Below are 25322 nucleotides of genomic sequence, written 5' to 3'. Positions count from 1 at the left end.
CCTGTGCCCGCATCCCCCTCCCATGCCCGTCGACGCCCTGCGTCCTCGCGTCGTCCGTTGCGCATCGCCGCGGCGCTCGTTCCGCTCGCGGTCCTGCTCGCGGCGTGTGCACCGGGGACGCCGGCCGCGTCGAGCACGCCGAAGGCCGGTGGGACGCTCGTCTACGCCAGTGGGGACGCCGAGCCCACGTGTCTCGATCCGCATGTCGGCGGCAACTACCCGCAGGCCCTGTTGAGTGCGCAGTTCCTCGAGCCGCTCGTCTCCCGAGACGCGAAGGGCGAGATCATCCCGTGGCTCGCCGAGTCCTGGACGACGTCGGAGGACGGTCTGACCTGGGAGTTCACGCTGCGGTCGGACGTGACGTTCACCGACGGCACCCCGTTCGACGCGGCGGCGGTCAAGGCGAACATCGAGCACCTGCAGGACCCGGCGACGAAGTCGTCCACGGGCTACCTCGCGGTGGGCAAGGTCGCGTCGGTCGAGGCGGTCGACGCCACGACGGCCCGGTTCACGCTCTCCGCTCCGGACAGCGCGCTCCTGGAGTCGTTGTCGCAGCCGTGGACGGCGATGGAGTCCCCGACGGGGATCGCCCGCGGTGAAGCGGCGAACTGCGATGCGCCGGTCGGTACCGGACCGTTCGTCGTCGACGAGTGGGTGAAGCAGGACCACGTCTCGCTCGTCCGGAACGACGCCTACGACTCGGCACCGGGCGACGCCGCGAACGACGGGCCGGCGTACCTCGACGGCATCACGTGGCGCTTCATCCCCGACTCCGCGTCGCGCTTCGCGGCGCTCCAGAGCGGCGACGTCGACATCATCGACAACGCGCAGCCCGACACGATCGCGCAGGCGAAGGACTCGAAGACGATCGTCGACCTGGACGCACCTCGCCCCGGCGCCTCGAACCGGATCGAGCTGAACGCGGGACAGGCGCCGTTCGACGACCAGCGCGTGCGGGAGGCCTTCGTGCGGTCGACGGACGTGAACGCCGGCATCGAGTCACTGTTCTTCGGCACGGCGAAGCGTTCCTACTCGCCGCTGTCGAGTGCGGAGGCCACCGCCTACTCCGACGAGAGCCTGTTCGGCTACGACCTCGATGCGGCCAACAAGCTCCTCGACGAGGCGGGCTGGACCGAGAAGGACGAGGACGGCGTGCGGACGAAGGACGGCGTCCGGCTGACCGTGCGGTTCCCCGTCAGCACGAACCAGTCGATCCCGGCCGAGCAGTCGCTCTTCGAGCAGATCCAGGCCGGAGCCGGTGACGCCGGCTTCGACGTGCAGCTCGAGCTGCTCGACCTCTCGAGCTGGTACGAGGCACTCGGCTCCAACGCCTACGAGGCCGTCAGCGCCCCGTACACGAAGGTGGGACCGGACGTGCTCCGCGTGCTCTACGACTCCTCGGGCATCGTCCCGGCGCCGAGCGGCTACTTCGCGAACCATGCCCAGCTGGACGACCCCGCGCTCGACGAGATCCTGAAGCAGGCGAGCGACACCCTCGATCCCGAGGAGCGGGCGTTCCTCTACGAGCAGGCGCAGCAGATCATCCTCGACGGCTACTACATCCTGCCGCTCTACGACCAGCAGAACCACTTCCTGCTGAGCACCTCCCTGCAGGGCGTCCGCGCGCTGCCGACGGTGTCGACGCCGGTCTTCGGGGACGCCTGGCTCGTGGAGTGACCTCCATCGGCCACTCGGGACGCGACCTCCGCCGCCTGGTCGGGCGGATCGGGGCGCGTCTGGCCGGTGCGGTGTTCGTGCTCTGGGCGGTCGCGACAGTCACCTTCTTCGCCGTCCGGCTGATCCCCGGCGATCCGGCGCAGGCCTATCTCGGTGGCCCCGGCTCCCAGGCGTCGGCTGAAGCGCTGGAGCGGGTGCGCGAGCAGTACGGCCTGGACCAGCCGCTCCTCGTCCAGTACCTGGCGCAACTGGTCCGACTGGTCCAGGGGGATCTCGGCGAGTCGGCGTCCCTCCGCACGCCGGTTGCCCAGGTGCTCGCCGAACAGCTCGGCGGGACCCTGGTGCTGGCGACGGCGTCGCTCGCCGTCGCCTGGCTCCTCGCACTCGGCCTCGCGATCTGGTCGACCCGTGGTGGGCGGGTCTCCGCGGCCCTCGGATCGGCCGTCGAGCTCGTGGCGGCGTCGCTCCCCCAGTTCTGGCTCGCGACCGTCCTCATCACGCTCTTCAGCACCTGGCTCGGATGGCTCCCTCCGGTGAGCACGGGTGATGCGGTCGGTCTCATCCTCCCGGTGCTGACCCTGGCCATCCCGGTCGCCGGGTTCCTGGCCCAGGTGATGCGGGAACCGTTGCTCGATGCGGCAAGCGCACCGTTCGCCGTCTCCGCGGCCGCCCGAGGTGAGTCGACGACCGGCCTGCTGCTCAGGCACGGCCTGCGTCACGCCGCCGTGCCCGCGGTCAACCTGTCGGGATGGGCCTTCGGGTACCTCATCAGCGGCGCGGTGGTGGTGGAGACCATCTTCGCCCGGCCCGGTCTCGGGCGGACGATGCTCCAGGCGGTGACCGTGCGCGATGTCCCGGTGGTCACCGGCGTGGTGTTGAGCTCGGCAGTGGCCTACGTCGTCGTCATGTTCCTCGCGGACCTCGCGGCGGAACTGCTCGACCCACGCGACCGGATCCGGCGGTCCGGTTCATGAGCGGGCTCGCGATCACCCCGACATCCGGAAGCCCCGACGCCCGAGTCCGCCGCGGATGGCGCCGGTCGTCGGGATTCGGCGCACCCGAGATCGTCGCGTCTGTAGTGGTGCTGTTCCTGCTCGGCTGTGCGCTCGCCCCCCAGCTGTTCGCGACAGCGTCGCCGACGGCGGTCGACCCGCGGGCCGCGTTCTCGCCGCCCTCCCTCTCGCACTGGTTCGGGACGGACGAGTCCGGCCGCGACGTCTGGAGCCGGGTCGTGCACGGTGCGGGGACCTCGCTCCTCATCGGCGTCGCCGCGACGGCCATCGGACTGATCCTCGGAGCGGTCCTCGCGACGATCGCCGCAGTCGGCGGCCGGATCGCGGACTTCGCCGTGGGACGCGTCCTCGAGGTGCTCTTCGCGTTCCCCGGCCTGTTGCTCGCGCTCCTCGTGATCGTCATCGCGGGGCCCGGTCCCGTCACGGCGACGATCGCGGTCGGCCTGTCGACGGCGCCGGGCTACGCGCGCCTCATCCGCGGTCAGCTGCTCCAGGTCCGCTCCTCCGACTTCGTCGAGGCCGCGCGAGTGCTCGGGCACGGGCCGGCCCGGATCCTGTTCCGACACATCCTCCCGAACGCCGTCGCCCCGCTGTTCGTCCTCGCGACCCTCGGCATCGGACAGGCGGTCGTCTGGGCGTCCGCCCTGAGCTACCTCGGGCTCGGGGCGCAACCACCCGCGCCGGAATGGGGTGCCATGCTCGCCGCAGCACGAACCTACCTCGCGACGGCGTGGTGGCTCACGGCGTTCCCCGGTCTGATGATCGTCGCGACCGCCCTGTCCACCACGGTCCTCGGACGGGGTCTCCAGCGCCGATCACGGGAGGACGGCCGATGAGCGACTCCACTCCCCTGCTCCAGGTGGAAGCACTGACGGTCGGATTCGGCAGCGGGGACGCTGTCGTCTCCGACGTCTCCTTCCAGGTCGAGCGCGGCACCTGCGTCGCGATCGTCGGCGAGTCGGGCTCCGGCAAGAGCGTGACCGCCAGATCGCTCCTGGGCCTCCCCGGCGCATCGGCACGGGTGACGGCCACTCGACTCGACTTCGACGGCACCGACCTCCGCGGACTCGGAGCATCGGCCTGGCGACGCCTGCGCGGGCGTCGCATCGGACTCGTCCTCCAGGACGCCCTCGTGTCGCTCGACCCCCTGCGACCGATCGGGCGCGAGATCGACGACGCACTCCGACTCGGCACCGACCTGGACCGGACCGCCCGCACCCGGCGGGTGCTCGAACTCCTCGACTCCGTCGGCATGCCCGACCCGGCTTCCCGCATCGGCCAACGTTCCGGCGAACTCTCCGGCGGACTCCGCCAGCGCGCACTCATCGCTTCTGCGATCGCACTGGACCCCGACCTCCTCATCGCCGACGAACCGACGACCGCCCTCGACGTCACCGTCCAAGCGCGCATCATCGGCCTCCTCGACGACGTCAAGCGGCGCGGGGCGGCCCTCCTCCTGATCAGCCACGACCTCGCCGTCGTCTCGTCGATCGCCGACCACCTCGTCGTGATGCAGCACGGTGTCGTCGTCGAGCAGGGGCCGGCCGAACAGCTGCTGACCAGGCCGACACACCCGTACACCCGGGCCCTCATCGCCGCGGTCCCCACCGACCGCGCTCGAGGGACACGCCTCAGCGCAGACCAGCCGGTCGACGCGGCCCCGGTGGCCGAACAGCCGGCGACGCGCACCCGCCCGACGACGCAGGACCGATCGGACGCACCCGCGCTCGAGTTCCGATCCGTCTCCCGCAGCTTCGAGCGTGGCCGCGGCGCCTCGGCGATCCTGGCGGTCGACGACGTCTCGCTCCGCCTGGAACCGGGGACGACCCTGGGCGTGGTCGGCGAGTCCGGTTCGGGCAAGACCACCCTCGCCCGCATCGCACTCGGCCTCACCGCGCCACAGTCGGGAACGGTGCTCCTCGAGGGCGAACCGTGGTCGGAGCTCCCCGAGCGAGCGCGTCGTCCACGACGGAACCGTCTGGGCTGGGTCTCGCAGGATCCGTTGAGCTCGTTCGATCCACGCTGGCGCGTCGACGCCATCCTCGCCGACGCCGTTCGTGGACGCGAAGCCGCACCTCGCGACATCACCCGTCTCCTCGCGGACGTCGGCCTCGATCCCTCGCTGGCTCGCGCGCGCCCGCGGACGCTCTCCGGCGGGCAGCGGCAACGGGTGGCGATCGCGCGGGCACTCGCGAGTCGACCGTCGACGCTCATCCTCGACGAGCCCGTCTCCGCGCTCGACGTCACCGTCCAGGCCAGGATCCTGGACCTCCTCGACGAGCTGCAGCGACGCCACGGCCTGAGCTACCTGTTGATCTCCCACGACCTCGGCGTCATCCGGCACATGAGCGACCGGGTCGCCGTGATGCAGCACGGACGGGTGGTCGAGCATGGCGACTCCGAGCAGGTGTTCACCGCCCCGGCACACCCCTACACCGCCCGACTCGCAGCCGACGCTCCGCGCCTCATCGCGCCCGGTGCGGCGTCAGGGCGCGACGCCGTCTGACTCCGGCGTCGGGATCCGGTCCAGCACCGCCTGGACGACGGGTGCGAGGGTCTCGGCGTACACCCAGCTCAGGTGGTGGTGGTCGCGGTACGCGAGGACACCACCGATGACCGGCGAGCACCGATCGGACGTGCACAGGGCGTCCGAGAGGTCGACGGGTCGGACCCGTGGGTCGGTGCTCGCGAGGGCGGCGTCGTACTGCGGATCCTCCGTGAGCGCGTCGCTCCGGTCCCGGGCGCACCCGTCCTCCGGATCAGCGTCGTCGCGGACGCACTCCAGCACGTCGTCCGACATCGTCGGGGTGTCGCGCAGGACGACGATCTGCTCGATCGTCGCGGGCACGAGCGCCCAGCGCTCCGCATAGGCTTCCGCGGCCACGTCCCGCCAGTCGCTGCCCCCCTCGGCGACGACCGGGTTCCGAGCGCGCGCCGAGACGACGAGCGTGTCGATCTCCGGTTCGTCCTGCAGCAGCTCGAGGGCGTCGCGGTTCCAGCTCAGGCACCCGGCGCGCATCTCGGCGAGCACCGCCGCGCTGGTCCCGGGCTCGGTGCGCTCGGCGTCGCTGAACGGGCAGGAACTCTTCGCCGCGACGAGGAGCCGCCACCCGTTCGCCTCGGCGGCCGTCGCGAACGCCGGCAACCACTGCTCGGCGTGCGAGTCGCCCATGAGCGCCACCGTCCTCGTCGCCTGCTCCGCGCTGGCGCCGTAGGCGCAGACCTCGAACGCGGCGGCCCGGATGTCGGTGATGCAGCGGTCCGGCGGCAGGTCGGCGAGCGACGCATCAGGAATGACGACCCCGCGGGTCTCATCCCCGGGAGACGCCGAGGAACCGTCGCGCGAGGTCTCGCCACCGGAGCCCTCCGTGTCGTCCGACGACGCTCCCTCGTCCCGCGGACACGCTGCAGCATCGACGAGCTCCGCGGCACCGAGGCAGTTCGACGGGGTCGCGACCAGGGTCTCGATGCGCTGCTGTTCGGCCGCGATGCGCGCCTCGGCACCGGGGAGCACCCCGATCGAGGCGATCAACAGGACGCTCATCGCGAGGGCGGTCGCACCGATGACCCGTCGTGGCCGCCAACCGGCGATGCGCCCGAACCGGATCGGGCGCTCCACGAACCGCGTCGTCACCTCCGCAAGGACGCCGGTGATGACGAGGAGGACGAGCTGCTCGGGGACGGTGGCCGACCGAGCGAGCACGATCCCGCCGAACACGATGAGGGGCCAGTGCCAGAGGTAGACCGCGTAGGAGCGGTCGCCGAGCCACTGGATCGGCGCCCGGGCGAGCAGCGCGGTCGGCGACCACCGGACGTCCGGGGCCCAGGCCGCCATCACGGCGATCGTCCCGCCCACCGGCAGCGCCGCGGTCAACGCCGGGAAGGGTGTCTCCCCCGAATACCGGACGGCGGCCGCCCCGATCGCGGCGAACCCGAGCCAGGCGACGACCGTGCACGCACCCGCCCGCAGCGCCCACCCTCGCCGGGCCCCTCGGCCACCAGGATCGCCGTCAGTCCGCCGGCGGCGAACTCCCAGGCCCTCGTCGTCGTCGCGAAGTAGGCCGGAGACGGGTCTTGCGCGGTGAAGACGACCGACCAGGCGGCCGACGCGATGCAGACGAGTCCGATCGCGATCGCGACGCCCCGACGCCGTACCGACGGCGCGGCCGAGCGTCGGGCGAACCGCACGGCGAGCCAGCCGGCGACGAGGACCAGGATCGGCCAGACGAGGTAGAACTGCTCCTCGACCGACAGCGACCAGAAGTGCTGCACGGGCGACGGAGCGTCCTCCGCCGCGAGGTAATCGATCGCGGATCCGGCGAGCGCCCAGTTCTCGATGTACAGGCCCGACCACGCGATCTCACGCAGGAACCGGGGCAGGTCCCCGAGTGGCGCGAGGTACCAGCTCGCGACGAGGGTCGCGGTGAGGACGGTGAGCGCGGCGGGGAGCAGCCGTCGTGCGCGCCGGGCCCAGAACCGCCCGAGTCGGACCGAACCGGATCGCTCGACCTCGGCGAGGAGGTGCGCCGTGATGAGGAACCCGGAGATCGCGAAGAACACGTCGACGCCGACGAACCCGCCCGGCACGAGCCCCGGCCAGAGGTGGAACACCACGACGAGCGAGACCGCCACGGCGCGAAGGCCTTGGAGGTCGGCTCTCACGGGGCCGGAGGCGGCTCTGGTCGACACGGTCCGATGCTATCGGCGGACGATGACGGTCTGCGGTCCGGCGTCCTCCCGGTCCCCTGCGATAGTATGGGATGTTCCCACACACTCAGGCACGCAGACACGGTGCCGCACATATCAGCAGGAGATCGCCTCATGACCGCTGCCAGCATCCCGGACAAGCCGGCCCTCGAAGGTCTCGAGCAGAAGTGGGGCTCCTCCTGGGAGTCCGCGGGGACCTACCGGTTCGAGCGCGACGGCGCCACGCGTGAGTGCATCTACTCGATCGACACCCCGCCGCCGACCGCATCCGGCTCCCTGCACATCGGTCACGTCTTCAGCTACACGCACACCGACGTCATCGCCCGCTACCAGCGGATGACCGGCAAGCGCGTCTTCTACCCCATGGGCTGGGACGACAACGGCCTGCCGACCGAACGCCGCGTCCAGAACTACTACGGCGTCCGGTGCGACCCGACGCTCCCCTACGACGCCGACTTCACCCCGCCGTTCGAGGGTGGCGACAACAAGAGCACCAAGGCCGCCGACCAGATCCCGATCTCGCGTCGCAACTTCATCGAGCTGTGCGAGCGCCTCACCGTCGAGGACGAGCAGCAGTTCGAGGCCGTCTGGCGCGCGCTGGGCCTTTCCGTGGACTGGACGCAGAGCTACCGCACCATCGGCGACGAGTCGATCACGGCGAGCCAGCTCGCGTTCCTGCGCAACCTGGACCGCGGCGAGGCCTACCAGGCCATGGCGCCGACCCTCTGGGACATCACCTTCCGCACGGCGGTCGCCCAGGCGGAGCTCGAGGACAAGGAGCAACCGGGCACCTACCGTCGACTCTCCTTCCATCGCCCAGACGGCGGCACCATCGAGATCGAGACCACACGGCCGGAGCTCCTCCCCGCCTGCGTCGCCCTCGTCGCCCACCCCGACGACGAGCGCTTCAAGCCGCTGTTCGGCACGACAGTGACCACGCCCGTGTTCGGCGTCGAGGTGCCCGTGCTCGCCCACCACCTCGCCCAGCCCGACAAGGGCGCCGGCATCGCGATGGTGTGCACCTTCGGCGACATCACCGACATCGTGTGGTGGCGCGAACTCGACCTCCCCAACCGCGCGATCCTCGGCTTCGACGGCCGCGTCATCTCGGAGGCCCCTGAGGCGATCACCTCCGAAGCCGGTCTCGAGGCATACGCGCAGCTCGCCGGGAAGACCGTCTTCAGCGCCAAGCAGACCGTCGTCGACCTCCTCGCAGCCTCGGGTGACCTGATCGGCGAGCCGAAGCAGATCACCCACCCGGTGAAGTTCTTCGAGAAGGGCGACAAGCCGCTCGAGATCGTCTCGACCCGCCAGTGGTACATCCGCAACGGCGCCCGCGACGAACAGCTCCGCGGCCGCCTCCTCGAACTCGGGTCGGAGCTCGAGTGGCACCCCGACTTCATGCGCGTGCGCTACGAGAACTGGGTCGGTGGCCTGTCCGGCGACTGGTTGATCTCCCGCCAGCGCTTCTTCGGTGTGCCGATCCCCCTCTGGTACCCGCTCGACGCCGACGGCAACCCGGTCTACGATCAGCCGATCGCGCCGGACCACGCCGATCTGCCCGTCGACCCGTCCAGCGATGCCGCACCCGGTTACGACGAGTCGCAGCGCGGTGTCCCCGGCGGGTTCATGGGCGAGGTCGACGTCATGGACACCTGGGCCACGTCGAGCCTCACCCCGCAGCTCGCCGGCGGCTGGGAGCGCGACCCCGAGCTCTGGGACCTCGTATTCCCGTACTCGCTGCGCCCGCAGGGTCAGGACATCATCCGCACCTGGCTGTTCTCCACCATGCTCCGCAGCGTCCTCGAGTACGACCGGAAGCCGTGGGAGCACGCCTCCGTGTCCGGCTTCATCGTCGACCCCGACCGCAAGAAGATGTCGAAGTCGAAGGGCAACGTCGTCACGCCGGCGGCCATGCTCGAACAGCACGGTTCGGACGCCGTCCGGTACTGGGCGGCCTCGAGCCGTCTCGGCACCGACGCCGCCTTCGACCCGCAGAACCCGACGCAGATCAAGATCGGCCGACGCCTGGCGATCAAGGTGCTCAACGCCTCGAAGTTCATCCTCGGGTTCACCGGTCGTGAAGACGCCCCGGTGACGGAGGCCGTCGACCTCGCCATGCTGAGCGTGCTCCGCAAGACCGTCGCCGACGCCAGCAGTGCGCTGGCCGGTTACGACCACGCGCGCGCGCTCGAGCTCACCGAGGCGTTCTTCTGGACGTTCTGCGACGACTACCTCGAGCTCGTCAAGGAGCGGGCGTACGGCGAGGAGAGCCCTGAGCAGGCTTCGGCGGTGGCCGCGCTGCGGATCGCGCTCTCGACCCTGCTCCGCCTGTTCGCCCCGTTCATCCCGTTCGCGGCCGAGGAAGCCTGGTCCTGGACGCACGACGGCTCCGTGCACCGTGCCAGCTGGCCGACCGACGAGGAGTTCGCAGGACTCGCAGCGGGCGAACCGCAGGTGCTGCAGCTCGCGAGCGAGGCGCTCACGGGCATCCGACGCGCGAAGACCGACGCCAAGGCGTCCCAGAAGACCCCGGTGGACTCCGCGGTCATCGCCGGACCCGCCGCATCGATCGAGCTGCTCGCGCTCGTCGCAGACGACCTCCGCGCCGTCGGACGCATCGAGTCCCTCGAGTTCCGCACCGCCGACGTCCTGTCGGTCGGCGACATCGTCTTCACGCCGGTGGCCGACGCCGAGGAGGCACGCGCATGAGCGTCACCATCCGTCCCGCCGTCGAGAGCGACCTGTTCGCCTGGCACGCGCTGTACTCCGGCTACGGGGAGTTCTACGGCAACCCCCTGACCGACGAGAAGGCCGTCCTCGTCTGGGGCTGGCTCAGCGACCCGACCCACCCGTTGACCGCGCTCGTCGCGGAGGACGCACAGGGCGCCCTCGTCGGCCTCGCTCACTATCGGGTGTTCCCCCGTGCCCTCGCCGGTGGGACCGGGCTCTACCTCGACGACCTCTTCGTCGCCGAGGACGCCCGCACCGGAGGAGTCGGGACCGCGCTGATCGAGCACGTCCGCGACCTCGCGAAGGCGGACGGCCACAGCGTCGTCCGGTGGATCACCGCCGCCGACAACGAGCGCGCACAGGCCGTGTACGACAAGCTGGCGACCCGCACGAGCTGGGTCACCTACGACCTGGAGCCGTGATGCAACTCGGGACTCGCTGGGCCGTCGGCGCCAAGCCACCGGAGAACGTGCCGACGCCGGTGCAGACGGCCATCGCCGCTGAGGAGCAGGAATTGCTCGCGCAGGGTGTCGACACGTCCTCGTGGCGCTGGACCCTCACCTGGCTCGAACGCCGGCCCGTGGTCGAGCTCGACGACGGTACGACCATCCGTCAGCACGCGGACGGATCCGTCAGCCTCACCCGGCCGGACGACGACCACGACGACGAGGACTGAGCCTCCTCCCCGGCACGCTGGATAGGGTGAGGTATGGAATCACACACGAATCCGTTCCTCCAGCCGAGCACGCTCCCCTATCAGCTGCCGCCGTTCGGCGAGATCCGCGAGGAGCATTTCCGCCCCGCCTTCACCGCCGGGTTCGCGCAGCAACTCGACGAGATCGCGGCGATCACCGCGCAGGACGACGCGCCGACCTTCGAGAACACGCTGATCCCGCTCGAACGGAGCGGCGCGATCCTCCGGCGGGTCGCAGCGGTCTTCTTCAATCAGAGTTCGGCGGACAGCTCCGCGTTCACCAATGAACTCGAGGAGGAGCTCGCTCCGCAGCTGGCCGCCCACGAGGACGCGATCAGGCTCGACCCCGTGCTGTACGCGCGGATCGCGGCGGTCCACGCGAGTCTCGACGACCTCCAGCTGACCGCCGAGGCGGTCTACCTGGTCCGACGCGTGTACAGCGAACACACGCTCGCGGGCGCCGGTCTCGACGCCGAGGAGAAGCAACGGCTCTCCGACCTCAACCTCCGCCTCTCGACACTGACCACCCGATTCGAGAAGCAGCTCCTGGCCGACACCAACGAGCTCGCCGTCCACCTCACCGATGCCGCAGAGCTCGACGGCCTGAGTGCGGGCGAGATCTCCGCCGCGGCCCAGGCGGCCGCCGAGCGAGGCCTCGACGGTTGGCTCGTCACCCTCGTCCTCCCGACCGGCCACCCGGCGCTGTCGTCGTTGACGCACCGTGGCGTCCGCGAGCGGATCATGACGGCCTCCCGTGCTCGCGGCACACACGGCGGACCGAACGACAACCGCGACCTCGTCCTCGAGATCACCCGCCTCCGAGCCGAGCGCGCCGCGCTCCTGGGGTTCCCGTCGCACGCGGCAGTAGTCACCGCGGACCAGACCGCGGGGACCCCGGAGGCCGTCGCAGCGCTCCTCTCCCGTCTGGCGATCCCCGCCGCCCGCAACGCGGATCGGGAACAGCGCGAGCTCGAGAGGGTCACCGGCCTCGAGACCGTCGAGGCCTGGGACTGGCCGTTCGCGACCGAACAGGTCAGGATCAACCGGTTCGACGTCGACACCAGCGTGATGCGCCCGTACTTCGAAGCGGAGCGGGTCCTGTTCGACGGGGTGTTCGCCGCAGCGACCAAGCTCTACGGCATCACCTTCGCCGAACGGACCGATCTCCGGGGCTACCACCCCGACGTCCGTGTCTTCGAGGTCTGGAACGAGGACGGCTCCGGCCTCGGCCTGTACCTCCTCGACCTGTACACCCGCGACAGCAAACGCGGCGGCGCCTGGATGAACGCGCTCATCTCGCAGAACCGCCTGCTCGACCAGCCCACCGTCGTGGTCAACAACCTGAACGTCCCGAAGCCGGCCGACGGCGAGCCGACCCTGCTGAGCCTCGACGAGGTCACGACCTTCTTCCACGAGTTCGGCCACGCGCTGCACGGTCTCTTCGCGGAGGTCGAGTACCCGCGCTTCGCCGGGACGAACGTCTTCCGGGACTTCGTCGAGTTCCCGAGCCAGGTGAACGAGATGTGGATGCTGTGGCCCGAGGTGCTCGCCGGCTACGCCAGGCACGTCGAGACCGGTGAGCCGATGCCGCAGGAACTGGTGGCGAAGCTGCAGGCGTCCGAGGGGTTCAACGAGGGCTTCTCGACGAGCGAGTACCTCGCAGCGGCGATGCTCGACCAGGCGTGGCACAGCATCGGTGCAGACGACCGGGTCGACGATGTGGAGGCGTTCGAGGCGGCGGCACTCCGGTCCGCCGGGCTCGACAATCCGGCCGTCCCGCCCAGGTACGCGAGCACGTACTTCGCCCACACCTTCTCGGGTGGATACGACGCGGGCTACTACTCCTACATCTGGAGCGAGGTGCTCGACGCGGACACCGTCGACTGGTTCACGGAGAACGGCGGACTGACGAGGGAGAACGGCGACCGCTTCCGCAACAAGCTTCTCGGGGTCGGCGGTTCGAAGGACCCGCTGGAGGCCTACCGGGACTTCCGTGGGCGCGACGCGGTCATCGAGCCGCTCCTCCGACGCCGCGGGCTCGAGGACTGAACGACGAAGCCCGCCGCAGCTACTCCGGAGGATCCGGGGCGCTGCGGCGGGCTGTACACCGCCGGGTGTCGTCTAGGCCGACTTCTCCTGGCGGCGTGCCGCACGCGGGACGATCGTCGGGGCCGCGTTCTCGACGACGGACTCCCGGGTGATGACGACGCGAGCGACCTCGTCGGTGGAGGGCACCTCGAACATGATCGGCCCGAGCACCTCTTCCATGATGGCTCGGAGCCCTCGGGCACCGGTCTTGCGGAGGACGGCGAGGTCGGCGATCGCTTCGAGTGCCGCCTGGTCGAACTCCAGCTCGACGCCGTCGATCTCGAACATGCGCTGATACTGACGGACGAGCGCGTTCTTCGGGACCGTGAGGATCTCCATGAGCGCGTGCTGGTCGAGCGGCGTGACCGTCGTGACGACCGGCAGACGACCGATGAACTCGGGGATGAGGCCGAACTTGTGGAGGTCTTCCGGCAGGACCTCGCCGAAGAGGTTCACATCGTCGCCCTTGCTGTGCAGGGGTGCGCCGAAGCCGATGCCCTTCTTACCCGCGCGAGAGGAGATGATCTCTTCCAGCCCGGCGAAGGCGCCCGCGACGATGAACAGGACGTTCGTCGTGTCGATCTGGATGAACTCCTGGTGCGGGTGCTTCCGGCCGCCCTGCGGGGGTACCGAGGCGACGGTGCCCTCGAGGATCTTGAGGAGCGCCTGCTGGACGCCCTCGCCGGAGACGTCGCGCGTGATGGAGGGGTTCTCCGCCTTGCGGGCGATCTTGTCGACCTCGTCGATGTAGATGATGCCGGTCTCCGCGCGCTTGACGTCGTAGTCGGCGGCCTGAATGAGCTTGAGGAGGATGTTCTCGACGTCCTCGCCGACGTAGCCGGCCTCGGTGAGTGCGGTCGCATCGGCGACGGCGAAGGGCACGTTGAGCCGCTTCGCGAGGGTCTGCGCGAGATACGTCTTGCCGCAGCCCGTCGGGCCGATGAGGAGGATGTTGCTCTTCGCGATCTCGATGTCGTCGTGTACCGTCTCGGCGGGAGCGAGCGTGGCGCGGGAGCGGACGCGCTTGTAGTGGTTGTACACCGCGACCGAGAGCGCCTTCTTCGCGGCCTCCTGGCCGATGACGTACTCCTCGAGAAACGCGAAGATCTCCTTCGGCTTCGGGAGGTCGAACTCGCTCACCGTCTCCTCGCTCGCTTCGGCGAGTCGCTCGGCGATGATCTCGTTGCACAACTCGACGCACTCGTCGCAGATGTACACGCCGGGACCAGCGATCAGCTGCTGGACCTGCTTCTGGCTCTTGCCGCAGAACGAGCACTTGAGCAGATCGGCGCTTTCGCCTATCCGTGCCATGTCTTTCCCTCTCCCTGGAGATTCGGTGCTCCGAGCCTAACCTGTCCCTGCGACAACTCGGCGCGCCACCCCGCTGGGATGACGCGCCGAGTCGTGAGCACGGGAGCCGGGTCAGGCCGTGATGGCCGCGACCGGGTTCTTCCGTGAGGTGAGCACCTGGTCGATGAGACCGTACTCGAGCGCCTCGGCGGCCGAGAGGATCTTGTCGCGGTCGATGTCCTTGTTAACCTGCTCCACCGAACGGTTGGAGTGGTGTGCGAGGGTCGACTCGAGCCAGCCGCGCATGCGGAGGATCTCGGCCGCCTGGATCTCGATGTCCGAAGCCTGTCCGTGGCCGGCCTCGCCGACGGCGGGCTGGTGGATCAGGATGCGGGCGTTCGGGAGCGCCAGGCGCTTGCCCGGCGTACCGGCGGCGGTGAGCACGGCAGCGGCGGAGGCCGCCTGTCCGAGGACCACCGTCATGACGTGCGGACGGATGTACTGCATCGTGTCGTAGATCGCCGTCATCGCGGTGAACGAGCCACCGGGTGAGTTGATGTACATGACGATGTCGCGGTCGGGGTCCATGCTCTCGAGCACGAGCAGCTGGGCCATGATGTCGTCGGCCGATGCATCGTCGACCTGCACGCCGAGGAAGATGATGCGGTCCTCGAAAAGCTTCGCGTACGGGTCCTGGCGCTTGTAGCCGTAGGCCGTGCGCTCTTCGAAGCTCGGGAGGATGTAGCGAGCACCCGGCATCTGCAGCGAGCGGCCCGCCGCACTGAACGTTGGAGTCTCCATGTGTTGCATTCCTGTCTGGTCGAAGCCGGGTTACTTGTCGCTGTCGACGGTTCCGCCGCCGCCGGCCACGTCGAGCGCGGACTCACGGAGGTGGTCGACGAAGCCGTATTCGAGCGCCTCTTCGGCGTTGAACCAGCGATCACGGTCGCCATCGGCGTTGATCTGCTCGACGCTCTTGCCGGTCTGTGCCGCGGTGATCTCGGCGAGACGACGCTTCATGTCGAGGATGAGCTGCGCCTGGGTCTGGATGTCGCTCGACGTTCCGCCGAATCCGCCGTGCGGCTGGTGGAGGAGCACGCGGGCGTTCGGGGTGATGTAGCGCTTGCCCTTGGTGCCGGCCGTGAGGAGGAGCTGACCCATCGACGCGGCCATGCCGATACCGACCGTGACGATGTCGTTCGGCACGAACTGCATGGTGTCGTAGATGGCCATGCCGGCCGTGATGGAGCCACCGGGCGAGTTGATGTAGAGGTAGATGTCGCGCTTCGGGTCGTCCGCGGCGAGGAGCAGCAGCTTGGCCGCGATCTCGTTCGCGTTCTCGTCGCGGACCTCGGCGCCCAGCCAGATGATCCGGTCCTTCAGCAGGCGGTCAAAGACACTGGGCGAGAACTGTGGTTCGGCCATTATCGCTCCGTTTCGGTTGTGCAGTGGTTCGAATCTATCGGAGGCGACGCACGACCAACGCCCTGTTCGCCCTCGGCAGACTCCCGGGCGGCACGGTTCGCCGGAGGCGGACGGCGAGCGGACGGACCGCGCGACCGTCGGGGCTCAGCGGAGCGGATCCGTCTCGAGTTCGTCGGCGTAGGCGCGGACGGACCGGTGGTAGCGCGGCAGGTGCGGCACGAGGGCACGGAGGGCGACCGCGGTCGCTCGGCGCGGGTCCCCCGAGCTGGCGAGCGCCAGGGCCAGGAAGGCCGCAGTCGCGTCCCCGTACGGACCGGTCGGGTCGTCCGCGAGCTGCTGTTCGAGCAGGACGACGCTCTCAGCGGTCCGGCCGAGGTTGCGGAGGGTGCTCGCCAGTTGGATGATCGCCTGCGGATGGTGCTCCTCGTCGAGCCCGGCCTCGAGCGCGGCGCGATAGAAGACCTCGGCCTCGACCTCGTGGCCGGCGGAGTCGCGTGCACCGGCAGCCTCGAACGCGGCGCGGGCGTCACCCGCCGGACGCTCGGCGGCCAGGGCGTCGATGGCCGCGATGCGCTGCTCGTCGTCGATGGTCTCGTCGGCCCAGACGGCTGCGACGCGGTCGTCCCAGCCGGTTGCGTGGGTCGTCGTCATGCTGGCTCCCATTCGGCTGACGTGTGCGGAGACGACGACAGGGGCGGAATCGCTTCCGCCCCTGTCGTCACTGCTGGTGCTGTCCTACTCGGCAGCGGCCTCGTCGGCAGCGGCCTTCTTGGCCGGTGCCTTCTTGGCGGGCGCCTTCTTCGCAGGTGCCTTCTTGGCGGCGGCCTTCTTCGGCTCGGCGTCCGCCGGAGCCTCGTCGGCGGCGTCCTCGGCCGGGGCCTCGGTCGTCTCGTCGGCTGCAGTCTCGGTGGCGGCGTCCTCGTCCTCGACCACGGCGACGAAGTCGCTCAGGTCGACGGGCTTGCCGTTGGAGTCGACGACCTCGGCCTTGCCGAGCGCGATGGCGATGGCCTTGTTGCGGGCGACCTCGCCGACCATGGCGGGGATCTGACCCTGCTGGCCGAGTGCCTCGATGAACTCACCGGGCTCCATGCCGTACTGCGACGCGCTCTGGATGAGGTACTCAGTGAGCTCGTTCTGGTTCACCTGGACGTTGAGCGACTCAGCGAGGGCGTCGAGGAGGAGCTGCGTGCGCAGGGCCTTCTCGCTGGACTCGGTGACCTCGGCGCGGTGCTCGTCGTCCTCGAGGCGGTTCTCGCCCTCGAGGTGACGGTGCACCTCGTCCTCGATGACGCTCTCCGGCACGGGGATCTGCGCGGCCTCGAGCATGGCGTCGACGAGCGCGGTGCGTGCGTCGCGGCCCTGCGTGATGACCTGCTGACGCTCGACGACCTCGCGCAGCTGCGCCTTGAACTCGTCGATGGTGTCGAACTCGCTCGCGATCTGAGCGAAGTCGTCGTCGGCCTCGGGAAGCTCGCGCTCCTTGACGGCGGTCAGGGTGACGGTGACCTCGGCGTCCTCGCCCTCGTGCTCGCCACCGAGCAGCGGCGAGGTGAAGGTGGTGGTCTCACCGGCGGTGAGGGAGTCGAGTGCCTCGTCGATGCCGGTGAGCAGCTCGCCCGAACCGATCTCGTAGGAGACGCCGCTCGCGCGGTCGACCTCGGCGTCGTTGATCTTGGCGACCAGGTCGAGCTGGGCGAAGTCACCCGTCTTGGCCGGGCGGTCGACGGTCACGAGGGTGCCGAAGCGTGCACGGATGCGGTCGAGCTCGTCCTGGACGTCGGCTTCGCCGGCTTCCTGGGCGTCGACGGTGAGCTTGAGGCCCTCGTAGGCAGGAAGCGTGATCTCGGGGCGGACGTCGACCTCGATGTTGACGAGCAGGTCGCCGGAGAAGTCCTTCTCGTTCGGCCACTCGACGATGTCGGCCTGCGGGCGGCCGAGCGGACGGAGTTCGTTCTCCTCGAGTGCCTTGCGGAAGAAGCCGTCGAGGCCCTCGTTGACGGCGTGCTCGATCACGGCGCCCTTGCCGACGCGCTGGTCGATGATCGCCGGTGGCACCTTGCCCTTACGGAAGCCGGGGACGTTGATGTCTTCGGCGATGTGTCCGTAGGCGTGGGTGATGCTCGGCTTGAGCTCCTCGGGCGTCACCGCGATGGCGAGCTTGACGCGAGTGGGGCTCAGCTTCTCGACCGTGGTCTTCACGTGATTACTTCTCCTGTGTCGGGGATTCTGCCTCAGTTGAGGACGCAAAACGGAGTCGGGGCGACAGGATTCGAACCTGCGACCTCCCGGTCCCAAACCGGGCGCTCTACCAAGCTGAGCTACGCCCCGGATCGGCGACAATCCGGCCAGCCGGCCCGACCGACGAGCGGCGGGCGAAATGGCCTCGGTCAGTCTAGCCCAGAATCTGTGCGGCCCCTGTGCGGTTTCCGGGGCGGAACCGGCCTCGGGACCCGGAGCTGCACGGATGGGCGCTCGGGATGCAGTAGCATTAGCGGGTGAGTTCGTCGCACTGCGACGCCTCGGGGATGTAGCTCAATGGTAGAGCCTCAGTCTTCCAAACTGATTACGCGGGTTCGATTCCCGTCATCCCCTCTCCACGCATCAGAACCATGCAGCGCCGCTCAGGCAGGCGCAACGGGTCGGCTAACGTTCAGCGACTCCCTGACCCCGCGCCCATCGGTCCCGGTGCACCTCTCCCGGTCACTGAGCTTGTCGAAGTGCCCACGAGCCACCCTTCGACACGCTGAGACACCGAAGCGGTCCGGGCACACCTCTCCCGGTCACTGAAGTCGTACGTGTCGAGCTGCCCTTCGACAGGCTCAGGGACCGGAGCGGTCCCGGTGCACTTCTCCCGGTCACTGAGCTTGTCGAAGTGCCCACAAGGAACCCCTCGACAGGCTCAGGGACCGGAAATGGTCAGAACGGTGCCGGATCCGGCTCGGTCCGATAGTGCTTCCCGTCGGGTGTCGTCCAGTCGAGGACCCCGCCCGGTCCGTGGTCGAGGTTCCACCCGGGCAGGTGCTTCATCCGATGGTGATGTCGACACAGGCAAGCGAGATTGCCGACATCCGTCGTCCCGCCGTCGTCCCACGCCACCGAATGATCGAGGTCGCAGGCCCTGGCGCGCCTGCCGCAGCCCGGTGCCCGGCAGGTGCCGTCTCGCAAACGCACCGCCCGCTGCAGGTCGGCCGGGACCCGGTACTGGTTCCGCCCCACGGAGAGGATCGCGCCGGTCTCAGGTTGGACGAGGATCCGAGTGAAGCTGGGAGCGTTCACCGCGATACGTGCCGCGGTCTCCGGGTCAATGGGGCCGTATCCGTCGAGGGTGGCCGGGGCGTCGCTCACGCCGGCCACGGTGAGTGCCGGGACGGTGATCTGCACGGTCGGCGTGATGTGCTCCTGCACCTCGATCGGGTGCGGAAGGACCGGGCTCGACATCACATCTTCCGGGGTTACGCCGGTCAGGGCGAGCGCCGCAAGGGCGTCCGCCTGCAGTTGTCCGCACGTGCGGGTGTCACCGGCATTGCGTGACTCGGCCGCTGCGGCTTCGACGCGCCCGATGATGCCCTGCGCGATGGGTGCCGTGGTGAAGAGGTGCACCCACGCCATGCCGTCGGCGGCAGGTTCGAACTCGACGCGGCGGTCGGCCTCGGAACGCTTGGCGCGTGCGGTGATCGATTCCGGGTGGAGCCGTTCGCGCAGGACGCGGGCGCGCCGTCGGAGTTCTGCGTCGGTGGTCTGCTCGGCAACCGGGAGCACCTTCGCGAGGAACACCGCGCGACCTTCGGTGGGGACGTCGCGGAGTTGGTCGGTGATCGTCTTCGCATGGGTGGAGATGCTCCCGGCCTCGAGCGAGGCAAGCACGGTGGGTGCGTCGTTGACGAGGCGTTCCGCGTCGTTCGTCGCGCGTTGCACGGTCTGTTCGGGCGCGCGGGTCGCCATCGCGAGCGCTGCGCAGGTGGAGCGGCGGGAGAGCGCCAGACGCTCGGCCGGCGGGAACACGGCCGGAACGACCGAGTCGGCGAGCGCGTCGGCGTAGGCGGCGGAACGGGCGAGCAGGCGCGCCTTGCGGGCGTCGAGGACGGCTTGCTGCCGGTGGATCTCTGCCCATTCATCCGAGAACTCCACCAGGCGCGCGGCGTACTCGTCGCCGACGCGGATCGCGGTGGCGGTGGTCTCGGTCATGACTCCAGTCCACCATGGACCACTGACATTCCAGATGGCGAGTCAGCCCGGTTGTGGAAGTTGCTCGTGTGCCCTTCGACAGGCTCAGGGACCGGAGGAAGGTGGCTCAGGGACCGGAGGAGGTGGCTCAGGGACCGGAGGAGGTTGCTTCGGGACCGGAGGAGGTTGCTCAGGGACCGGGAGAAGAGGATCACCGGAGCGGGAGGTCACACCCTGAGCACGTCGACAGGAGGACGGAGCGCACGATGCCCGACGCCCTAGGCTGAGCGCATGCGACTCGACGCGATCTGGCCCCACATCTGGACAGTGGCCGGCGCACTCGTCTTCTTCGTCGGGGTGTACGCACTCGCGACCGGACGACTCGGCGTCGGGCTCATCTGCATGATCGGCTGCGTCGTCTGCCTCTCAGGCTCGCTCGCCGCGCAGCGTCGCCTCAGGAAGCGCGACGCACGCCGCCGCTAGTCCTCGTCGACGGCTGCGGCGTGGACCGCTCTGAGCGCGACGTAGTGTGCGGCGTTCTGCCGGATCGCCTCCTGCTCGTCGGCCGTCAGCTCCCGCCGCACCTTGGCCGGGACCCCCGCGACGAGCGAACCGGGCGGCACGATCATGCCCTCGAGGACCACCGCTCCCCCGGCGACGAGCGACCCGGCACCGATCACGGCTCCGCTCAGGACCACGGAACCCATGCCGATGAGGCAGTCGTCCTCGACGGTGCAGCCGTGGACGACTGCATTGTGTCCGACGGAGACGTTGCGTCCGATGACCGTCGGGCGGCCGCTGTCCGTGTGCACGGCGACCCCGTCCTGGATGTTGGACCCTGCGCCGAGCGTGATCGATTCGGAGTCCGCGCGGAGGACGGCGTTGTACCAGACGCTCGAATCCGCGGCGAGCGTGACGGCGCCCACCAGCACGGAGCCCGGTGCCGTATAGGCACTCGGGTCGATCTGGGGCGAGCGTCCGTCTGAGAGTTTCCTGACCGTACCGTGCAGCGTCATACCGGCCACGCTATCGCAGGCGGCCCCAGCCGACGGGAACCCGCGTCGTTCCGGGGTGAATCGCCGGTACGGTCAGGCTTTCCTTGCTGAGTGCACCCTTCGTAAGCCGAGCCTCGACTTCCTTGCGGAATGTCTGCGGCTGAGTACCGTTGCATTCAAGCAGACCGACGAATCCGCCCGACCAGGGCCTCACTCGTCAACGAAGGGGAAACACCATGACCGACATCACCACCTCCATTCCGCAGGCCGTCGCCAACCCGGACGTCGCAGCAGGCACCGCGCAGTTCCTCAGCCCCGTCGTCGTCGACCTCACCGCCATCGTCGTCAACGGCAAGCAGGCCCACTGGCACGTGCGTGGCGCGAACTTCATCGGCGTCCACGAGCTGCTCGACGACATCGTCGAGCACGCGCAGGAGTGGGCCGACCTCGCCGCAGAGCGCATCGTCGCCCTCGGCCTTCCGGTCGACGCACGCCTCAGCACCGTCGCCGCGAAGACCAGCACGCCCGAGCTGAGCGAGGGCTTCCAGCAGTCCGACCGCACCATCGCCGAGGTCATCGCCCTCATCGACGCGGCCTCCGCCTCGGTCAACACCGCGGTCGACGAGCTCGACGAGCTCGACCAGACCAGCCAGGACATCGCAATCGAGATCGCCCGCGGCCTCGACAAGGACCGCTGGTTCCTCTTCGCCCACCTCAGCCGGTAGCACCCCGGCGGGGCGACCCGCCAGCATCACCCACGAAGGGGCAGTCATCCGTGACTGCCCCTTCGTCGCGCGTGTCACCCTTCAACCGTTGCGCTGGAGCAGGGCGAGGACCGCGAGGACGCGTCGGTGGTCGCTCCCGGAGTCCTCGAGACCGAGCTTCTGGAAGATGGCCGAGATGTGCTTCTCGACCGCACCGACACCGACCCGCAGGCGTTCGGCGATCGCCGTGTTCGTGCGCCCCTCCGCCATGGCGGAGAGCACCTCCGTCTCACGTGGGGTCAGGCCGGCCAACGGGTCGCGCTGTGTTGCGAACAGGGTGCGGACCACGTCGGGGTCGAGCACGGTCCCTCCCTCGACCAACCGGTGGATGGCGTCCTGCACCTCCTCCAGTGAGGCGACCCGGTCCTTGAGGAGATAACCGATCCCACGCCCGCCGTCCGCGAGCAGCTCCCGGGCGTAGACGGTCTCGACGTACTGGCTGAGCAGCAGGACGGGGAGGTCTGGATGCTCGGCACGCAGCGCTATCGCTGCTCGGACCCCTTCGTCCCGGAACGTGGGCGGCATGCGGACGTCCATGACGATGAGGTCCGGTCGGTCCGCCGCGAGCCCGCGCTGGAGCGCCTCCGCATCGGCGTACGCGGCGACCGTGATGAAGCCGGCCTCGTCGAACAGCCGCATCAAGCCCTCGCGGAGGAGTGTCGAATCCTCGGCGATCACGATGCGGAGCGCTCCTTCACCGGCACGGTCAGGGCTGATCACCCGTTCAGCCTACGGGGAGCGAGATCGACACGGCGCTGCCACGTTCGACGCCGTCCCACACCGGGGCCGGCTCGATCACCAGCCTCCCGCCGAGGCCTTGCGCCCGTTCGGTCAGGCCTTCGAGACCGTGACCAGGTTCCAGGTGCGCGCCGCCCCGACCGTCATCCGTCACGCGGAGGGTGAGCCGCGAACCCAGCTGCTGGTCAACCGTCACGTGGGCCTCGACGCCGGCTCGCCGCGCATTCGCATGCTTCGACACGTTGGTCAGGAGTTCGGCGACGATGAAGTAGATCCCACGTTCCGTCTCACGAGGCAGCGTCACCGACGAGACGACCGCCAGCTCCGTCCTCGTCGGCACCGGACACCGCGCGGCGAGGTCGTCGAGTGCGGCGACGAGGCCGCGGTCCTGCAGCAGTGGCGGCATCAGGCCCTTCGAGAGCGCACGGAGTTCGTCGAGTGTCTCGGCGGCCTGCGCGCGCGCCTCGCCCAGGAGCGAGCGTGCGGAGGCGGGGTCAGTGTCGAGGCGTCGTTCGGCGGCTGCGAGATCCATCTGCAGCCGGACGAGTCGCTGCTGCGGACCATCGTGGATGTCCCGTTCCAGCCGCCTCACCGCGCCCGCCTCGGCCGAAACGGCGGCACCGCGTGCACGCCGCTCCGCCAGGAGCTCGGCTCGCAGCTCCTCCTGGGGCCGCGCACCGAACAGCCCGGAGGCGATGGCGTGGTGCAGCAGCACCAGCACCCGGAGGACCAGCGGGAGCGTCACGAGGAACACGACACCGAGCGCGAGGTTCCAGAGCTTGTCGGCGAGCAACGCGTCCGACGGGTCCAGCGTGGGAGCCAACAGCTCCGCGAAGCCCGAGGACGAACCAGCCGAGAGCCGGTCCGCCCAGATCCAGTACGTCGTGCCGGCGACGGCACCCACGGTCCAGGTGATGGTCAGCCCCCAGGTGACGCCCCCGACGATCGGGTTCACGAGGACCGTGTGCAGGGCCGCCAGCCACCAACGCGGTCCGGCGAGTGGAGCGAGCACGGCACCCAGCGTCGTCGCGGTCCCGATGGACGACCGCCAGGCTCCTCGTCGGATCGGCGGGAGCCCCGTCGTGCGGAGACGCGCGACCTCGAGTTCCACGAACGCCCGCGAGACCCAGAGACCGCCGACGATGATCAGGAGACCGACGCCCAGGATCGCGAGCCCGAAGCCGAGGGAGAGGATCACCACGGCGACGACGCAGCCGGCGATGACGATCGGCAGGTTCGGCAGCAGGAACAGGAGCGATCCGGGGACGTCCCGCCAGAGCCGACCGTATCGCCGTGTGCCTCGCGTGGAGGGTTCAGGCGTCGCCGACGCGTCGAGCTGCTGGCCGATGGCGGTGGTCATGGAGGTCCTTCCGACGGAGCGGTCCCGGCTCTCGCACCGGGCTCGCCTCAGTCTGTTCGGCTCCGTCGACGAACGGCATCCAGAGGACGCCCCGTTCGGGTCGGGGGTTATCCCCCGGCCGCGTGGACGGATGGAGCCGCCGTCAGGCGCCCACCCAGCATCGTCGCACGGAGCGGCATGGTGCGCAGGGCCTCCGGTGCGCAGGAGAACGGGTCGAACGGCACGACGACGAGGTCGGCGGGGCGGCCGACGGCCACCACGTCGTCGTCCCCTCTGGTCGACGCCGCCAGTGCCTCCTCGACCGTGATGGCCTGCTCCCCGTGCCAGGCCTCGCGTCCATCGCGGCTGCGCGTCACGGCGGCGGCGATGGAGACCCACGGGTCGAGCGGAGCGACCGGGGCGTCCGAGCCGAGTCGGAGCGTGGCGCCGGCGTCGATGAGGCTGCGGAGCACGAAGGCACGGTCGGTGCGCCCGGCCCAGTGGACCTCGGCGATGTCCCGATCGTCCATCGCGTGTTCCGGCTGGACACTCGCAGCCGTTCCGGTCCGGGCGAACCGCTCCAGGTCCGACGCACGGAGCAGCTGAGCATGCTCGATCGTGCCCCTCGCGCCGGTCGTCTCGATCGCGTCGAGCGCGAGGGTGTTGGCGCGGTCACCGATGGCGTGCACCGCGCAGTGGAGGCCGTTGGCGGTCGCCAGGGTGAGCAGCGCGGTGAGTCGCTCCGGCGGGACGTTGAGCATCCCGTGCGCGTCGGTTCCGGGAGCCGAACCCGGATAGGGCGCTTCGCAGCAGGCCGTCCGGGTGTTGAGGGATCCGTCGGTGATGACCTTGAACGGCCCGACCTGCACCAGGCCCTCCGTTCCGGCGAGCACTCCCCCGGTCACGAGCCCGGCGTCGATCGCGCGCTCGAGGTGCTCGGCGTACACACCGAAGGAGATGCGGAGCGCGCGAGTCCCGTTCCCGACCCGACGGATCCAGTCCGCGGCGTTCCAGCGCATCTCCAGGTCGACGACACCGACGACGCCGCGGGATGCCGCCTGATCTGCTGCGGCGTCGACCCAGCGGTCGGAGAGCTCGTCGGCGACCTGGTCGAGCTGTTTGAGGACGGCGAACGACTCCTCCTCCCGCAACAGGCCGGTGGGATGGTCGGCGAAGCCCGTGGCCCGGAGCGCCGCGCTGTTCAGCCAGCAGCAGTGGAGGTCGGCACTGACCAGCACGACCTCGCGGTCCGGTGCGATCGCGTCGAGCAGCGCGAACGTCGGCGTGTCCGGCCAGAGGGCGTCCCGGAACCTCGCGCCCTCGACCCAGCCGTCACCGTCGGCCTCCTGGGCGATCCGCTCAGCGACCAACTCGACCGCCTCGGCGGCGGAGGCGGCCGAGGACAGGTCGACGCGCCTGGCCGTGCGCGCCCACTGGGTGAAGTGCACATGGTGGTCCCAGAGCCCGGGCAGGAGGAACCCACCACCGCCGTCCAACACACCGGGGTCGCTGCTACGCAGAACCTCGGGGTCGGCGGGTCGGATCGCCACGATCGAGCCGTCCTCCAGCAGGACGTCGACCCGTTCGGCGTCGGACGAACCTCCGCGGCGCGGTCCGGACAGGTGGACGTCGGCGATCGTCGTGACGAGGTCGCCGTCGGGTCCAGTGCGGTGCTCGGTCATCACATCGGTC

The 25322-nt window shown here is 69.7% G+C and carries 22 protein-coding genes and 2 tRNA genes; 11 read left to right on the top strand and 13 right to left on the bottom strand.

What is annotated here, in order from left to right:
* Window positions 1-57 precede the first annotated feature (57 nt).
* From FGL15_RS17605 to FGL15_RS17590, 4 genes are read left to right on the top strand one after another with little or no spacing between them, the layout of a single operon-like run.
* Window positions 58-1677, top strand: coding sequence for an ABC transporter substrate-binding protein (locus FGL15_RS17605; RefSeq protein WP_064295604.1), 1620 nt, complete (start codon window positions 58-60; stop codon window positions 1675-1677).
* Complete coding sequence (locus FGL15_RS17600; protein WP_138946884.1) at window positions 1674-2651, top strand: ABC transporter permease; 978 nt, start codon at window positions 1674-1676, stop codon at window positions 2649-2651. Before FGL15_RS17605 ends, FGL15_RS17600 begins: the two co-directional genes overlap by 4 nt.
* A complete protein-coding gene (locus FGL15_RS17595; RefSeq protein ID WP_138946883.1) occupies window positions 2648-3526 on the top strand; it encodes an ABC transporter permease in 879 nt (292 codons plus the stop codon). The genes FGL15_RS17600 and FGL15_RS17595 overlap by 4 nt, the downstream gene beginning before the upstream one ends.
* Window positions 3523-5196: an ABC transporter ATP-binding protein gene (locus FGL15_RS17590; protein WP_138946882.1), complete on the top strand. Its 1674-nt coding sequence runs from the start codon at window positions 3523-3525 to the stop codon at window positions 5194-5196. Before FGL15_RS17595 ends, FGL15_RS17590 begins: the two co-directional genes overlap by 4 nt.
* On the opposite strand, the gene FGL15_RS17585 is transcribed toward FGL15_RS17590, so the two are convergent.
* Window positions 5176-6660 carry an acyltransferase family protein gene (locus FGL15_RS17585; protein WP_370282235.1) on the bottom strand — a complete coding sequence of 495 codons (1485 nt, stop codon included), beginning with the start codon at window positions 6658-6660 and terminating at the stop codon, window positions 5176-5178. The genes FGL15_RS17590 and FGL15_RS17585 overlap by 21 nt on opposite strands.
* A complete protein-coding gene (locus tag FGL15_RS17580) occupies window positions 6561-7379 on the bottom strand; it encodes an acyltransferase (RefSeq protein WP_138946880.1) in 819 nt (272 codons plus the stop codon). The genes FGL15_RS17585 and FGL15_RS17580 overlap by 100 nt, the downstream gene beginning before the upstream one ends.
* 132 nt (window positions 7380-7511) lie before the next feature.
* Between FGL15_RS17580 and valS the strand changes: the two genes are divergently transcribed.
* From valS to FGL15_RS17560, 4 genes are read left to right on the top strand one after another with little or no spacing between them, the layout of a single operon-like run.
* Window positions 7512-10109, top strand: coding sequence for a valine--tRNA ligase (gene valS, locus FGL15_RS17575; protein ID WP_138946879.1), 2598 nt, complete (start codon window positions 7512-7514; stop codon window positions 10107-10109).
* On the top strand, window positions 10106-10552 hold the full coding sequence (locus FGL15_RS17570; protein ID WP_064295157.1) for a GNAT family N-acetyltransferase: 447 nt from the start codon (window positions 10106-10108) through the stop codon (window positions 10550-10552). The genes valS and FGL15_RS17570 overlap by 4 nt, the downstream gene beginning before the upstream one ends.
* Window positions 10552-10806: a hypothetical protein gene (locus FGL15_RS17565; protein WP_138946878.1), complete on the top strand. Its 255-nt coding sequence runs from the start codon at window positions 10552-10554 to the stop codon at window positions 10804-10806. The genes FGL15_RS17570 and FGL15_RS17565 overlap by 1 nt, the downstream gene beginning before the upstream one ends.
* A 33-nt stretch (window positions 10807-10839) precedes the next feature.
* The gene (locus FGL15_RS17560; protein ID WP_138946877.1) at window positions 10840-12873 is read left to right on the top strand and encodes a M3 family metallopeptidase; all 2034 of its coding nucleotides are present in this window, start codon (window positions 10840-10842) and stop codon (window positions 12871-12873) included.
* Between the two features lie 72 nt (window positions 12874-12945).
* Here FGL15_RS17560 and clpX read toward each other — a convergent pair whose 3' ends face one another.
* The 6 genes from clpX to FGL15_RS17530 form a co-directional block, all read right to left on the bottom strand.
* Complete coding sequence (gene clpX / locus FGL15_RS17555; protein WP_064295154.1) at window positions 12946-14223, bottom strand: ATP-dependent Clp protease ATP-binding subunit ClpX; 1278 nt, start codon at window positions 14221-14223, stop codon at window positions 12946-12948.
* 111 nt (window positions 14224-14334) lie between these two features.
* Window positions 14335-15003, bottom strand: a complete 669-nt coding sequence (locus tag FGL15_RS17550; RefSeq protein WP_056006676.1) for an ATP-dependent Clp protease proteolytic subunit — start codon at window positions 15001-15003, stop codon at window positions 14335-14337.
* Between the two features lie 30 nt (window positions 15004-15033).
* Entirely contained in the window at window positions 15034-15627 is a 594-nt protein-coding gene (locus FGL15_RS17545; protein ID WP_056006680.1) for an ATP-dependent Clp protease proteolytic subunit, read from the bottom strand.
* A 144-nt stretch (window positions 15628-15771) separates the two neighbouring features.
* Window positions 15772-16278 (bottom strand): tetratricopeptide repeat protein, encoded by a 507-nt coding sequence (locus FGL15_RS17540; protein ID WP_138946876.1) that lies wholly within the window; start codon window positions 16276-16278, stop codon window positions 15772-15774.
* An 84-nt stretch (window positions 16279-16362) separates the two neighbouring features.
* The gene (gene tig, locus FGL15_RS17535; protein ID WP_168223430.1) at window positions 16363-17829 is read right to left on the bottom strand and encodes a trigger factor; all 1467 of its coding nucleotides are present in this window, start codon (window positions 17827-17829) and stop codon (window positions 16363-16365) included.
* Window positions 17830-17884: 55 nt separating this feature from the next.
* A tRNA-Pro gene (locus FGL15_RS17530) sits at window positions 17885-17958 on the bottom strand.
* Window positions 17959-18151: 193 nt separating this feature from the next.
* Between FGL15_RS17530 and FGL15_RS17525 the strand changes: the two genes are divergently transcribed.
* Window positions 18152-18222, top strand: a tRNA-Gly gene (locus FGL15_RS17525).
* Between the two features lie 324 nt (window positions 18223-18546).
* Here FGL15_RS17525 and FGL15_RS17520 read toward each other — a convergent pair.
* Window positions 18547-19815, bottom strand: coding sequence for an HNH endonuclease signature motif containing protein (locus FGL15_RS17520; protein WP_138946875.1), 1269 nt, complete (start codon window positions 19813-19815; stop codon window positions 18547-18549).
* 270 nt (window positions 19816-20085) lie between these two features.
* Here FGL15_RS17520 and FGL15_RS17510 point away from each other — a divergent pair, with 270 nt between their 5' ends.
* Complete coding sequence (locus FGL15_RS17510; protein ID WP_079705708.1) at window positions 20086-20277, top strand: hypothetical protein; 192 nt, start codon at window positions 20086-20088, stop codon at window positions 20275-20277.
* On the opposite strand, the gene FGL15_RS17505 is transcribed toward FGL15_RS17510, so the two are convergent.
* Entirely contained in the window at window positions 20274-20810 is a 537-nt protein-coding gene (locus FGL15_RS17505; RefSeq protein WP_138946873.1) for a gamma carbonic anhydrase family protein, read from the bottom strand. The two genes, FGL15_RS17510 and FGL15_RS17505, sit on opposite strands and share 4 nt — an antisense overlap.
* A gap of 215 nt (window positions 20811-21025) precedes the next feature.
* Between FGL15_RS17505 and FGL15_RS17500 the strand changes: the two genes are divergently transcribed.
* Window positions 21026-21514 (top strand): Dps family protein, encoded by a 489-nt coding sequence (locus tag FGL15_RS17500; protein ID WP_085510676.1) that lies wholly within the window; start codon window positions 21026-21028, stop codon window positions 21512-21514.
* Window positions 21515-21595: 81 nt separating this feature from the next.
* Here FGL15_RS17500 and FGL15_RS17495 read toward each other — a convergent pair whose 3' ends face one another.
* From FGL15_RS17495 to FGL15_RS17485, 3 genes are all read right to left on the bottom strand, one after another.
* Complete coding sequence (locus tag FGL15_RS17495; protein ID WP_255467578.1) at window positions 21596-22273, bottom strand: response regulator transcription factor; 678 nt, start codon at window positions 22271-22273, stop codon at window positions 21596-21598.
* Window positions 22274-22277: 4 nt separating this feature from the next.
* Window positions 22278-23651: a sensor histidine kinase gene (locus tag FGL15_RS17490; RefSeq protein ID WP_138946872.1), complete on the bottom strand. Its 1374-nt coding sequence runs from the start codon at window positions 23649-23651 to the stop codon at window positions 22278-22280.
* Window positions 23652-23758: 107 nt separating this feature from the next.
* Window positions 23759-25312, bottom strand: coding sequence for an amidohydrolase (locus FGL15_RS17485; RefSeq protein ID WP_138946871.1), 1554 nt, complete (start codon window positions 25310-25312; stop codon window positions 23759-23761).
* Window positions 25313-25322: the final 10 nt, after the last annotated feature.

It is taken from the genome of Plantibacter sp. M259 (genome assembly GCF_006065115.1).
Lineage (GTDB): Bacteria > Actinomycetota > Actinomycetes > Actinomycetales > Microbacteriaceae > Plantibacter > Plantibacter auratus.
The sequence above is the reverse complement of the archived record's forward strand: the minus strand, read 5'-3'. Positions and strand labels throughout refer to the sequence as shown.

Coding starts and splice junctions, on each gene's coding strand:
- FGL15_RS17545 (WP_056006680.1), bottom strand. CDS start 15,627: ATGGCCGAACCACAGTTCTCGCCCAGTGTCTTTGACCGCCTGCTGAAG.
- FGL15_RS17520 (WP_138946875.1), bottom strand. CDS start 19,815: ATGACCGAGACCACCGCCACCGCGATCCGCGTCGGCGACGAGTACGCC.
- FGL15_RS17510 (WP_079705708.1), top strand. CDS start 20,086: ATGCGACTCGACGCGATCTGGCCCCACATCTGGACAGTGGCCGGCGCA.
- FGL15_RS17505 (WP_138946873.1), bottom strand. CDS start 20,810: ATGACGCTGCACGGTACGGTCAGGAAACTCTCAGACGGACGCTCGCCC.
- valS (WP_138946879.1), top strand. CDS start 7,512: ATGACCGCTGCCAGCATCCCGGACAAGCCGGCCCTCGAAGGTCTCGAG.
- FGL15_RS17570 (WP_064295157.1), top strand. CDS start 10,106: ATGAGCGTCACCATCCGTCCCGCCGTCGAGAGCGACCTGTTCGCCTGG.
- FGL15_RS17590 (WP_138946882.1), top strand. CDS start 3,523: ATGAGCGACTCCACTCCCCTGCTCCAGGTGGAAGCACTGACGGTCGGA.
- clpX (WP_064295154.1), bottom strand. CDS start 14,223: ATGGCACGGATAGGCGAAAGCGCCGATCTGCTCAAGTGCTCGTTCTGC.
- FGL15_RS17560 (WP_138946877.1), top strand. CDS start 10,840: ATGGAATCACACACGAATCCGTTCCTCCAGCCGAGCACGCTCCCCTAT.
- FGL15_RS17485 (WP_138946871.1), bottom strand. CDS start 25,312: ATGACCGAGCACCGCACTGGACCCGACGGCGACCTCGTCACGACGATC.
- FGL15_RS17595 (WP_138946883.1), top strand. CDS start 2,648: ATGAGCGGGCTCGCGATCACCCCGACATCCGGAAGCCCCGACGCCCGA.
- FGL15_RS17490 (WP_138946872.1), bottom strand. CDS start 23,651: ATGACCACCGCCATCGGCCAGCAGCTCGACGCGTCGGCGACGCCTGAA.
- FGL15_RS17550 (WP_056006676.1), bottom strand. CDS start 15,003: ATGGAGACTCCAACGTTCAGTGCGGCGGGCCGCTCGCTGCAGATGCCG.
- FGL15_RS17500 (WP_085510676.1), top strand. CDS start 21,026: ATGACCGACATCACCACCTCCATTCCGCAGGCCGTCGCCAACCCGGAC.
- FGL15_RS17565 (WP_138946878.1), top strand. CDS start 10,552: ATGCAACTCGGGACTCGCTGGGCCGTCGGCGCCAAGCCACCGGAGAAC.
- FGL15_RS17540 (WP_138946876.1), bottom strand. CDS start 16,278: ATGACGACGACCCACGCAACCGGCTGGGACGACCGCGTCGCAGCCGTC.